This window comes from Bacteroides xylanisolvens XB1A, from assembly GCF_000210075.1.
GTDB lineage: Bacteria > Bacteroidota > Bacteroidia > Bacteroidales > Bacteroidaceae > Bacteroides > Bacteroides xylanisolvens.
Map to the genome: position 1 here is coordinate 331,071 of NC_021017.1, position 11,533 is coordinate 342,603.

General features: G+C 38.1%; 13 protein-coding genes and 1 pseudogene. 8 read left to right on the top strand and 6 right to left on the bottom strand.

Translation table 11 applies throughout. The annotated features are described in order from the left end of the window. Positions 1-3: 3 nt before the first annotated feature. From BXY_RS01385 to BXY_RS01410, 6 genes are all read right to left on the bottom strand, one after another. Positions 4-573: a flavin reductase family protein gene (locus BXY_RS01385; RefSeq protein ID WP_004303449.1), complete on the bottom strand. Its 570-nt coding sequence runs from the start codon at positions 571-573 to the stop codon at positions 4-6. 109 nt (positions 574-682) lie between these two features. Continuing rightward, positions 683-1,144: an aspartate carbamoyltransferase regulatory subunit gene (pyrI, locus tag BXY_RS01390; protein ID WP_009039537.1), complete on the bottom strand. Its 462-nt coding sequence runs from the start codon at positions 1,142-1,144 to the stop codon at positions 683-685. Next, a complete protein-coding gene (gene pyrB, locus BXY_RS01395) occupies positions 1,141-2,082 on the bottom strand; it encodes an aspartate carbamoyltransferase (RefSeq protein ID WP_009039538.1) in 942 nt (313 codons plus the stop codon). The genes pyrI and pyrB overlap by 4 nt, the downstream gene beginning before the upstream one ends. 112 nt (positions 2,083-2,194) lie before the next feature. Next, the gene (locus BXY_RS01400) at positions 2,195-2,974 is read right to left on the bottom strand and encodes a DUF4373 domain-containing protein (RefSeq protein ID WP_015531039.1); all 780 of its coding nucleotides are present in this window, start codon (positions 2,972-2,974) and stop codon (positions 2,195-2,197) included. Between the two features lie 23 nt (positions 2,975-2,997). Next, positions 2,998-3,342, bottom strand: a complete 345-nt coding sequence (locus BXY_RS01405) for an SH3 beta-barrel fold-containing protein (RefSeq protein WP_009039539.1) — start codon at positions 3,340-3,342, stop codon at positions 2,998-3,000. A gap of 228 nt (positions 3,343-3,570) precedes the next feature. Next, positions 3,571-3,981 (bottom strand): DUF4119 family protein, encoded by a 411-nt coding sequence (locus BXY_RS01410; RefSeq protein ID WP_004315279.1) that lies wholly within the window; start codon positions 3,979-3,981, stop codon positions 3,571-3,573. A gap of 128 nt (positions 3,982-4,109) precedes the next feature. Here BXY_RS01410 and BXY_RS01415 point away from each other — a divergent pair, with 128 nt between their 5' ends. From BXY_RS01415 to BXY_RS01450, 8 genes and pseudogenes are all read left to right on the top strand, one after another. Continuing rightward, positions 4,110-5,060, top strand: coding sequence for a tyrosine-type DNA invertase cluster 3b (locus tag BXY_RS01415; protein ID WP_008022559.1), 951 nt, complete (start codon positions 4,110-4,112; stop codon positions 5,058-5,060). Between the two features lie 357 nt (positions 5,061-5,417). Further along, the gene (locus BXY_RS01420; RefSeq protein WP_015531040.1) at positions 5,418-5,984 is read left to right on the top strand and encodes a UpxY family transcription antiterminator; all 567 of its coding nucleotides are present in this window, start codon (positions 5,418-5,420) and stop codon (positions 5,982-5,984) included. Positions 5,985-6,056: 72 nt separating this feature from the next. Continuing rightward, positions 6,057-6,944, top strand: coding sequence for a glucose-1-phosphate thymidylyltransferase RfbA (gene rfbA, locus BXY_RS01425; RefSeq protein WP_004316631.1), 888 nt, complete (start codon positions 6,057-6,059; stop codon positions 6,942-6,944). 49 nt (positions 6,945-6,993) lie between these two features. Further along, positions 6,994-7,563 carry a dTDP-4-dehydrorhamnose 3,5-epimerase gene (rfbC, locus tag BXY_RS01430; protein WP_008016688.1) on the top strand — a complete coding sequence of 190 codons (570 nt, stop codon included), beginning with the start codon at positions 6,994-6,996 and terminating at the stop codon, positions 7,561-7,563. 5 nt (positions 7,564-7,568) lie between these two features. Next, positions 7,569-8,435: a dTDP-4-dehydrorhamnose reductase gene (gene rfbD, locus BXY_RS01435; protein ID WP_015531041.1), complete on the top strand. Its 867-nt coding sequence runs from the start codon at positions 7,569-7,571 to the stop codon at positions 8,433-8,435. 7 nt (positions 8,436-8,442) lie between these two features. After that, entirely contained in the window at positions 8,443-9,516 is a 1,074-nt protein-coding gene (gene rfbB, locus BXY_RS01440) for a dTDP-glucose 4,6-dehydratase (RefSeq protein WP_015531042.1), read from the top strand. A gap of 78 nt (positions 9,517-9,594) precedes the next feature. After that, a pseudogene (locus BXY_RS01445) lies at positions 9,595-11,146 on the top strand (oligosaccharide flippase family protein). Then, positions 11,130-11,533 (top strand): coenzyme F420 hydrogenase/dehydrogenase beta subunit N-terminal domain-containing protein (locus BXY_RS01450; protein WP_316927923.1); only part of this gene is annotated, 404 nt, incomplete at its 3' end. The pseudogene BXY_RS01445 and the gene BXY_RS01450, both read left to right, overlap by 17 nt.

Below are 11,533 nucleotides of genomic sequence, written 5' to 3' on the forward strand. Positions count from 1 at the left end.
CTTTTATGATTTTTTCTTTTCTACACTCCAACCGAACTTACCGATTTTCTCTCCCAAATTGTAATATCCTCCGTGCACATATACCAGCGGATTAGCTTCCGCCAGTTCCAGCTTTCCGGTTTCGGGGTTCAGGTTCCGTTCATCGGCACGCACATTTACTACGTCGGCAATAAACATATCATGTGAGCCAAGAGAGATGATTTCTTTTACACGACATTCAATGCAAAGGGGTGATTCTTCAATCAGCGGTGCACTGACCACCGTACACTGTCCGGGTGTCAGTTTCATCTCTTCGAATTTATGATAATCACGTCCCGAACGAACTCCGCACCAGTCGGTGGCAAAAGCCATGTCTTTGGTTGTCAGGTTGATGACAAACTCCATGTTCTTTTTGATAATATCGTATGAGTGGCGTTCCGGACGTACGGATATATAACACATGGGCGGGTTCGTGCAAATCGTACCCGTCCATGCTACTGTGAACATATTATATTCGCTTTCCTCTTTTCCGCAACTGACTAGTACAGCCGGCAGCGGATAAATCATCGTTCCTGGTTTCCAGTCCTGTTTCATAGTTGTCATTTTTTTCACCACAGATTACACAGATTAACACAGATATAGATGTTATTGTCCCATAAAATAAAAATCTGTGTGAATCCGTGTAATCTGTGGTGAGCTGAAGTTAGAGGATTGTTATCTCTTCACGTCTCTGTTCTTTTTCGCAATAATGGCATTTCACGATGCAATTATCCTTATCTATCACATGAAAGATGGTGCTCATCGGTTCATTGTTGGTAATACATTTCGGATTGGCACATTTCACGATGCCACGAAGCTCATCCGGCATTTTTACCTCTTTCTTTTCCACTACCTCGTAATCGCGGATAATATTCAGTTTGACGTGCGGTGCTACTACCGAAATACGGTTGATCTCTTCGTCACAAAAGAATTTATCTGCAATTTTGATGATTCCTTTTTTACCCAGCTTCTTGCTGTCGAGGTTGAATCCGATCGTGATATTGCTTGTCATTTGTTCCACACCGAGCAGTTGCACTACGGTGAAGAGCTTTTCAGATGGGATATGGTCAATCACTGTTCCGTTTTTCAGGGCAGCTACTTGCAATGCTTGTTTATTTTCGCTCATAATAAAATATCGTTTTTAACGTCCTCTAATGTGATACCTAATACATCGCAAAGGATTGCTTCGCGGGCATACAGACCGTTTTGTGCCTGTTGGAAATAATATGCTTTCGGGTTGTCATCCACATCGTAAGCAATTTCGTTGACACGGGGAAGCGGGTGCAGGATACGCAGGTTCGGACGTGTGTTTTCCAACATTTTGTTACGGAGAATATATACATTCTTCACCCGTTCATATTCCATCAGGTCGGTGAAACGTTCGCGTTGTACACGGGTCATATACAGAATATCGGCGTCGGCGATAATCTCTTCGGAAAAGTCTGTATGTTCAACGTATTTTATTTGGTGCGTTTTGCAGTAAAGTTTGTATTCTTCCGGCATTTTCAATTCTTCGGGAGCGATAAAATGGAAAGTCGGATTAAAGTGTCGCATCGCCATCAGCAAAGAATGTACGGTGCGGCCGTATTTCAAGTCACCCACCAGGAAAATATTCAAATTTTCCAGCGTTCCTTGCGTCTTGTAGATAGAGTAAAGATCGAGCATCGTCTGCGACGGGTGCTGGTTAGCTCCATCACCTGCATTGACAATGGGCACCGGGGCTACTTCGCTGGCATATCGTGCAGCTCCTTCGAGATAGTGTCGCATGACGATAATATCTGCATAGTTACTCACCATCATGATCGTGTCTTTAAGTGTTTCCCCTTTGGAAGAGCTGGTGGCCTTGGGGTCAGAGAATCCGATTACTCGTGCACCGAGACGGTTGGCAGCTGTTTCAAAACTCAAGCGGGTACGGGTGGAAGGTTCGAAGAACAGGGTTGCTACTACCTTTCCTTGTAATAACCGGCGATTGGGGTTCATTTCAAACTGCTTCGCCATTTCGAGCATGTAGAGGATTTTTTCTTTAGAATGTTCGGCAATGGTTACTAAACTTCTGTTTTCCATTTTGTTATCTTTTATGTGGATAGAACTTGTTTTACCGGAGCGTAAAGGTACGAAGAATTTGTGAAAAGCACAGATTTTTCGTACCTTTTTTATCAGCTTTTAATCAGTCGGTTTATTTCCGTCCGCTGGCTAGTGCTGCAATGATATATTTCCCCGGTGCTCCGATTTTGCTCCAGGCCGTATTGGAGAGTAGTTTCCATACTTGGGTGCCTTTCCTGCCATAGTCTGATAACCGGAGAATTGTCTGCCTCTCCTTCAAATTAGTTACTTTGTGGCGTTCCAGACTGTCTATCAGTCCGTTCATGTTGTGTGTGGCCTGATTGTATGCATACCCCGGAATTTCAAACGAAGCATCGCTTATTTCTTCTTCTTCAGTATTTAGTTTAGTTTCCTTTAGTTTAGTTTGTCGAGAAATGTCTGCATTTTCTGAACTCACCTCCTCTTGAGTTGGAAAAATGTTAGCATTTTCCTTGTTCAACTCATCCTTGTGTATCCTTTTTCTCTGTTTGGTCTCTAATAAATAAGGTAGTTGTGAGAAATCTATTTTTCTTCGTGTCGTAGCTTCGAACCACACTCTTTGAATCTGTTCCGAAGTGAGTATACCGTGTTTCTCGTAGGTTTCTTTATGGAAAAATCCTTTTTCCAATAACAGGTCGACAATCTTTTCCATCATGTCCTCTTTGATCCCGCCACCTACTTTGCGGACGAAAATTAGATTTTGTTCTTTCCCCCAAGAGATGTAATATCCCTCTTTATAGATTTTGCAAAGCAATCTCATGACCATGTAAGAAGCTAATACTCCGAATTTGGCTTCTAATAATTCCATCACTTCTTCGTCAAAAAAGTTTGCCGGTGTCGGGAAGTAAGGTATCCCTTTATTAATCATATTCATTATTCAGTATTTTTTATTATAAACTATACAATAGCTTTCCATTCCATCAGGTTTCCGATCATGAATCTTCTCCATCCTTTTTGTTCTTCACTCCAATAGATAATAGACTCTTGTTGTGCTGTGATATTAAATTCTCTATGAAAGAATTTTTCATATCCTACCAGTGTTCCTCTTTCCAGGCAGAACGTACCATCCTGCTTATGAAAAGCTATCATTGCATTTCCATACAACATGTGTTCTATTAGTTTAATGCACTCCTGTACAATTCTCTCCGCACATTTATCCGAAATCCCCTTTTCGGCAGTAATACGTTTTTTCCATACTAATTTGCAAGCTTCCAACTTGCCTTTCTTGATCTTTTGTCTCATTTTCTTCTGTTTTTTGATTGAAAAATTAAGTTTTTATTTAAACATAAATATCCCCTGTCGGATAGTGACGGTATGCTGTTGTCATAGCGTTACTATCCTTTCATTATAGTGACGCTATGACAACAGCATACCGTCACTATTTTTTGAGAGAAATTCTTGTTGTTTTCCGACCGGTTGAAAACGGCGGCGAAGGTAGGTCTTATATTTCACTTGTCCCATTATTTTTTCTTAGTACTTGCTTTTAAGCTTTTCAGCCTGTTCTCTTTTTTCCTTTTTCTCTTTCATATATTCTTCTTCGACAGACTTTTTCAATGCCGCCAATTCAGCATGTATACTGCTAAGTTCCATTAACTTATAGCCGCCATGCTTGTGAATGTATAATACTTTTTGGTCATAGATATATTGGGCCAGATTTATCAGCTTTTTTTTCTTAGGATGGTGGAAATATCCATCAATAAAGATTCTCAAATGCATGGTGAGATAAAGGCGGATATCTCCACTGATTGCTATTCTGTTTTCCAGCTCTTCTTCACTGATGATTTCTTCCTTTGACTGTCTTCCGGGGGCTTTTTCCACTGTTTGAACATTTCTTTTTGCTTTGTTGTTTTTACTTCCTTTTTTAGATTTTTCGCTTCTCATAATTAGTTAATTTCTGCAATATTAATGAATGTTAATTTGAAAATAATATCTGGAAAGTGAAATTGAACCTGCAAAAAGATTTGTTCTTTTGTCGCTTGCCAAATAGTATATATATAAAATAACTAGTGATGCAAATGATGAATAAAAATGGATTTAGTCGATGTGGTGAGAACTACATCAATCGTTTACGAAAGGAAGGGCGTTATTCTACGGCGCACGTTTATAAGAACGCCCTTTATTCTTTCGGGAGGTATTGTGGTACATTGAATGTGTCGTTCAAGCAAGTTACCAAGGAACGTTTACGACGTTATGGTCAGTATCTTTATGAGTGTGGTTTGAAGCCCAATACGATTTCTACGTATATGCGTATGCTTCGTAGTATTTACAATCGGGGAGTGGAAGCGGGGAGTGCCCCTTATGTTCCTCGATTGTTTCATGATGTCTATACAGGTGTGGATGTCCGGCAAAAGAAAGCTTTGTCTGCCGGTGAATTACATAAGCTTTTGTATGAAGATCCCAAATCGGAACGTTTACGTCGTACACAAATTATTGCCGCCCTGATGTTTCAGTTTTGTGGAATGTCATTTGCTGATTTGGCACATTTGGAAAAATCAGCTTTAGATCAGAGCGTGTTGCGCTATAATCGAATCAAGACGAAAACTCCTATGAGCGTAGAAGTATTGGATACCGCCAGGGGAATGATAAATCAACTCCGGAGTAATCAGGAACCCATTCCCGATTGTCCGGACTATCTGTTTGATATACTTTGCAGTAACAAAAAACGGAAAGATGAAAGGGCATACCGTGAATATCAGTCTGCTCTTCGGAATTTTAATAATCGTTTGAAAGATTTGGCGAGAGTTTTACGGTTGAAATCTCCGGTTTCTTCTTATACACTGCGCCATTCTTGGGCAACGACAGCGAAGTATCGTGGAGTGCCAATTGAAATGATCAGTGAATCATTGGGGCATAAATCTATAAAAACGACACAAATCTATTTAAAAGGTTTTGAACTCAAAGAACGTACAGAGGTAAATAAAGGGAATTTATCTTACATTAGAAACTATCGTTTAGGTTGATAGTTAACGATAAAGTGTTAGAAATCAAGGGCGAAATGTTTCCGTTACTTCTTAGGTAACGGATAATTATTCGGTGCAAAGATATGCAAAAATACAAATAGTAAACAAGTAAAATCTTCTTTTTTTTCTGAATTGTTGAAATATGCAACAAAAATATATCAGGACATGATGATTCTGTTTGATCATGCCTGAAATTCCTGTACTCTGTTTCCAAAGATGCTTTTCCCTTCGCGTAGGTTAGAAAAACATCTTTGTAGGCAGTTCCTGTCCATGTTTTTCTGCTTTCATCTGTTTTTCTGTGAATGAGTACCTTATCCGTTACCTAAGAAGTAACGGAAAAGTAAGGGGTAAAAAAGTATGATTCTAACGAAAGAAACTTTAAGTGCTGGGCCTAGTATTGGGACAGGGGAAGGCGTAGCACACTCTAAACGCTGGTATGTCGCTCTGGTCCGTATGCATCATGAAAAGAAAGTAGCCGAGCGTTTAGATAAAATGGGGATTGAAAATTTTGTACCAGTCCAGCAAGAAGTACATCAATGGAGTGACCGCCGTAAAGTGGTTGAATCCGTATTGCTTCCTATGATGGTTTTTGTACACGCTGATCCCAAAGAACGTAAAGAGGTTCTTTCCTTTTCTACAGTTAGTCGGTATATGGTAATGCGTGGTGAGAGCAGTCCAACTATCATTCCTGATGAACAAATGGCTCGTTTCCGTTTTATGCTCGACTATTCCGAAGAGGCAATTTGTATGAATAGTGCTCCTTTGGCACGTGGTGAGAAAGTGCGTGTCATTAAAGGTCCCTTGACTGGTCTTGTAGGAGAACTTGTTACGGTAGATGGTAGAAGTAAGATTGCTGTCCGGTTGAATATGCTGGGGTGTGCTTGTGCGGATATGCCGGTTGGGTATGTGGAACCATTTAAATAGACACAGAATAAAAGCTACTTTGTGTCCATCTCAAAACAGTTTACTTATTTTCTAAAATTGAAATAAGCTTTTATGAAAGGAATCGTTTTAGCTGGTGGTTCAGGCACTCGTCTGTATCCTATCACCAAAGGAGTGAGTAAGCAGTTGCTTCCTGTCTTTGACAAGCCTATGATTTATTATCCGATTTCAGTCCTTATGTTGGCTGGAATCCGTGAGATCCTGATTATTTCCACTCCTTATGATCTTCCGGGCTTCAAGCGTCTTTTGGGTGATGGCTCCGACTACGGAGTACGGTTTGAATATGCCGAACAACCTTCTCCGGACGGTCTGGCACAAGCCTTTATTATCGGTGAAGACTTCATCGGGAATGATTCCGTCTGCCTGGTATTAGGTGATAATATTTTCTATGGTCAAAGCTTTACCCGTATGTTACAGGAAGCTGTTCGTACAGTAGAGGAGGAGCAGAAAGCAACCGTATTCGGTTATTGGGTTGCTGATCCCGAACGTTATGGAGTTGCTGATTTTGATAAGGATGGAAATGTTTTGAGTATTGATGAAAAACCAGAAAATCCAAAATCCAATTATGCTGTAGTGGGACTCTATTTCTACCCCAATAAAGTGGTGGATGTAGCCAAACATATACAACCTTCTCCCCGTGGAGAGTTAGAAATCACTACTGTTAATCAGGAATTTCTCAATGACCACCAATTAAAGGTTCAACTGTTAGGCCGTGGTTTTGCCTGGCTTGACACCGGCACGCACGATTCTCTTTCCGAAGCCAGTACTTTTATTGAAGTGATTGAAAAGCGTCAGGGATTGAAAGTAGCGTGTCTTGAAGGTATTGCCCTGCGTCATGGCTGGATAACAGCGGATAAAATGCGTGAGCTGGCCAAGCCCATGCTAAAGAACCAATATGGCCAGTACCTTTTAAAAGTGATAAATGAACTGGGACTGGAATAATGCCATATTCCTTTCCGGTAATTTAAATAACTAATAAACACTAATCACAGTGGAAATAATCAAAACTGCTATAGAGGGTGTTGTCATCATTGAACCTCGCCTTTTTAAAGATGACCGTGGTTACTTTTTCGAATCCTTCTCTCAACGTGAATTTACAGAAAAGGTCCGTAAGGTAGATTTTGTCCAGGATAATGAAAGTAAATCCAGCTATGGTGTTTTACGTGGTCTTCATTTTCAGAAACCACCTTATGCCCAGAGTAAACTGGTACGTGTCATTAAAGGCTCTGTCCTTGATGTGGCTGTCGATATCCGTAAAGGCTCACCAACATTTGGAGAGCATGTAGCAGTGGAATTGACTGAAGAAAACCACCGTCAGTTCTTTATTCCGCGTGGATTTGCCCATGGCTTTGTTGTTTTGACAGAAGAGGTTATTTTTCAGTATAAATGTGACAACTTCTATGCTCCCCAATGTGAAGGTGCTTTGGCTTGGGATGATCCCGCGTTGAAAATTGACTGGAAGGTTCCTGCTGATAAAATAATCCTTTCCGAGAAGGACAAACATCACGAACGTCTGGAAGAAGCCAGCTGGTTATTTGATTATAACGAAAATCTGTATTAAGCTCAATGAATATTCTAGTAACAGGAGCTAATGGTCAGCTTGGTAATGAGATGCGCCGTGTGTCATCAACCAGCTCCAACCATTATATTTTTACCGATGTGGCAGAGTTGGATATAACCAGTCGTGATTCTATCCGTAAAATGGTCAATGACAACCAAATTCATGTCATCGTTAATTGTGCTGCCTATACCAATGTAGACAAGGCGGAAGACGATTTCGCGACTGCTGATTTATTGAATAATAAGGCAGTGGAGAATCTGGCTGTTGTAGCTAAAGAAACTGATGCTACCTTAATACATGTCTCTACTGATTATGTTTTTCAGGGAGACAGAAATGTCCCTTGTCGGGAAGATTGGGAAACTAATCCTTTGGGTGTGTATGGTAAAACGAAGCTGGCTGGTGAGCATAGCATACAGGAAACCGGCTGTCATTATCTTATCTTTCGTACCGCTTGGCTTTATTCCCCTTATGGGAAGAATTTCGTAAAAACGATGCGACAGCTCACATCTGATAAAGATACCCTGAAAGTAGTCTTTGATCAGATTGGTACTCCCACTTATGCCGGAGACTTGGCATCTGTTATCTATCAAGTGATTGAGGAGAATCAACTCTATAAAGAGGGTATCTACCATTTCAGTAATGAAGGCGTATGTTCATGGTATGACTTTGCGAGGGAAATCTGTGACTTGAGTGGTAATGTGTGTAATATTCAACCTTGTCACAGCGATGAATTTCCCAGTAAGGTAAAGCGTCCTCATTTTTCTGTACTTGATAAAACAAAGGTGAAATTTACTTTTGGAATCACTGTTCCTTATTGGAAAGACTCTCTGCAGAAATGTATAAATGAATTGAAACAACAATTAGATTATTAAAATAGACATGAATTTTGCACGAAATATACTGATTACAGGTGGAGCAGGCTTCATTGGATCGCACGTTGTACGTTTGTTCGTCAATAAATATCCTGAATATCATATAATCAATCTGGATAAACTGACTTATGCCGGTAATCTAGCCAACCTGAAAGATGTCGAAGATCAGCCTAATTATACCTTTGTAAAGGCCGACATCTGTGACTTTGAGAAAATGCTAGAAATCTTCAAGCAGTATCATATTGATGGAGTTATTCATCTGGCTGCTGAAAGTCATGTAGATCGTAGTATAAAAGATCCGTTAACATTTGCTCAAACGAATGTGATGGGGACTCTCTCTCTGCTCCAAGCTGCAAAACTGACTTGGGAGATACTTCCTGAATGTTATGAAGATAAGCGTTTTTATCATATTTCTACAGATGAGGTTTATGGTGCTTTGGAATTCGATGGTACATTCTTTACGGAGGAGACTAAATACCAGCCCCATAGTCCTTATTCAGCTAGCAAGGCAGGTAGTGATCATTTTGTGAGGGCTTTTCATGATACTTATGGTATGCCTACCATTGTAACAAACTGCTCCAATAATTATGGTCCTTATCAATTTCCGGAGAAATTGATCCCATTATTTATAAATAATATCCGTCAGGGCAAACCCTTGCCGGTGTATGGTAAGGGGGAAAATGTAAGAGACTGGTTATATGTTGTTGACCATGCTAGGGCGATAGATTTGATTTTTCATAACGGAAACACGGCTGATACCTATAATATTGGTGGTTTTAATGAATGGACGAATATTGATCTTATAAAAGTTATCATAAAGACTGTTGATCGTTTGTTAGGTAATTCCGAGGGTACTTCAGATCATTTGATTACTTATGTTACAGATCGTAAAGGACATGATTTACGTTATGCAATCGATTCGAATAAATTGAAGAATGAATTAGGTTGGGAGCCAAGTTTGCAGTTTGAAGAAGGGATAGAGAAAACTGTTAGATGGTATTTGGATAATCAGAACTGGATGGATAATGTGACAACTGGTGATTATCAAAAAGATAATGGCAGAGATGATAAATCTCTTTAATAAGAGCATTTTTATATTGGTAAAATGAATTATTAAAGTTTTCTATAAACATTAATAATTAACGGGTAAATTTCTATTTTGACTGAAAATATTACACAAAATAATTCTAAACGTATAGCGAAGAATACATTACTTCTTTATATTCGGACATTTATTACAATGGCCATAAGTTTGTATACTTCACGTGTGATTTTTAGAAGTTTTAGGTATAAATGATTTTGGAATTTATAATGTTGTAGGTGGATTTGTTGGAATGTTCGCTTTAATTAGTGCTACATTAACATCGTCTACACAACGCTTCATTACATATGAATTAGGAAAAAAAGATGAAAATCATAGTCAGGAGATTTTCTCAACAGCTGTATTAATACATATAATTATAGCACTCGTAATAATCGTACTTGCAGAGAGCGTAGGTGTATATTTTTTGAATAATCAAATGAATATCCCTATATCAAGATTAACGGCTGCTAACTGGGTGTTTCAGTTTTCATTAATAACATTTGTTGTTAATATTATTAGCATCCCATATAATTCAACTATAATTGCACATGAACGGATGGCTGCTTTTGCTTATATCACTTTAATAGAGTCTATTCTGAAATTACTCATCGTTTATCTATTGATATTATCCACTTTTGATAAGTTGATAATATATGGAGCTTTAATGTTGCTGGTTTCTTTAGCTATTCGTATGGTTTATGGGGTATATTGTTCGAAAAATTTTATTGAATGTAAATTCAAATTAGTAAAAGAACGTTTTTATTATAAACAAATTTTGGGATTCTCTGGCTGGAATATAATTGGGTCCTCATCGGTCGTTTTGACTAACTATGGAATTAATATTCTTTTAAATATATTCTTTGGTGTAGCAGTTAATGCGGCTAGAGGAATTACGACACAAGTTGATAATGCTTTAAATCAGTTTGTAAGCAATTTTGTTATGGCACTTAATCCGCAAATAACAAAATCTTATGCATCTGGAAATAGAGAATATATGATGACACTTGTGATGACTGGTTCGCGTTATTCTTTTTATCTTTTGTTGATTATGGTAATACCCATTCTTTTCGAAACAGAATATATCCTTGCATGTTGGCTGAAAAATACACCAAAATATACAGTTATTTTTGTACAGTTATCTTTGATATATATGTTATGTCAATCTCTCTCAAATACTTTATTTACTGCAATGTTAGCCACTGGCAACATACGGAATTACCAAATAATTGTGGGAGGATTAGCTTTGATGGCATTTCCGCTTTCATATGGTCTTTTTAAAATGGGATTTGAGCCAGCATATTGTTATTATGCAACTATTTTTATTTCTATTCTTTGCCTTGTTGTTCGTTTAATAATGCTACATAGGATTATAGGATTGTCTATACGAATATTTTTTAAGGATGTTATAGTAAGGGTTATATTGGTTTCTATGTCTTCATTGATATCTCCATATATTATAATTAGTTTCATGACGCAAGGATTAGAACGTTTTATAATACTTTCCTTAGTGTCATTGGTAGCTACATGTATCATTATATTTTTCAGTGGAATTTCTAAGGATGAACGCACGTTTTTTATAACATATATCAAGAATAAATTTAATAAGAGATATGAGAGAAAATTCTAATATAAATAAAGCATTAGCTTATTATATCGGATATTCAACAGATGACCTGATTCGTTATAAAGCATCTTCGGGCGGTATAGGAACATCTATCATTAAATATCTCCTTTCAACGTCTGAATATGATACCTCTATGACTTTTGTTTATGATAAAGAAAAGTGCGGCTATATTCCAAAATTGATATATGACTTTAATGAAATAAATATCTGTGGTAGTGTTTATCAAGATATCGATATATTCTCTTTTTTAAAGGAGAATATATCGAGTATTAAAAATGGTATTATAGTGACTTGTATGCCTTGTCAAGTTCAAGGAATACGGTCCGTGTTGGATAGGAATAATATTAATAATTTTATTATATCATTCTGTTGTTCAGGACAAACTACTCT

Excerpts from the sequence above, each read along its gene's own strand:
- BXY_RS01415 (WP_008022559.1), top strand. The coding sequence starts at position 4,110 with ATGCAAATGATGAATAAAAATGGATTTAGTCGATGTGGTGAGAACTAC.
- pyrB (WP_009039538.1), bottom strand. The coding sequence starts at position 2,082 with ATGGAAAACAGAAGTTTAGTAACCATTGCCGAACATTCTAAAGAAAAA.
- BXY_RS01385 (WP_004303449.1), bottom strand. The coding sequence starts at position 573 with ATGAAACAGGACTGGAAACCAGGAACGATGATTTATCCGCTGCCGGCT.
- BXY_RS01420 (WP_015531040.1), top strand. The coding sequence starts at position 5,418 with ATGATTCTAACGAAAGAAACTTTAAGTGCTGGGCCTAGTATTGGGACA.
- BXY_RS01405 (WP_009039539.1), bottom strand. The coding sequence starts at position 3,342 with ATGAGACAAAAGATCAAGAAAGGCAAGTTGGAAGCTTGCAAATTAGTA.
- pyrI (WP_009039537.1), bottom strand. The coding sequence starts at position 1,144 with ATGAGCGAAAATAAACAAGCATTGCAAGTAGCTGCCCTGAAAAACGGA.
- rfbB (WP_015531042.1), top strand. The coding sequence starts at position 8,443 with ATGAATTTTGCACGAAATATACTGATTACAGGTGGAGCAGGCTTCATT.
- rfbA (WP_004316631.1), top strand. The coding sequence starts at position 6,057 with ATGAAAGGAATCGTTTTAGCTGGTGGTTCAGGCACTCGTCTGTATCCT.
- BXY_RS01400 (WP_015531039.1), bottom strand. The coding sequence starts at position 2,974 with ATGAATATGATTAATAAAGGGATACCTTACTTCCCGACACCGGCAAAC.
- rfbD (WP_015531041.1), top strand. The coding sequence starts at position 7,569 with ATGAATATTCTAGTAACAGGAGCTAATGGTCAGCTTGGTAATGAGATG.
- BXY_RS01410 (WP_004315279.1), bottom strand. The coding sequence starts at position 3,981 with ATGAGAAGCGAAAAATCTAAAAAAGGAAGTAAAAACAACAAAGCAAAA.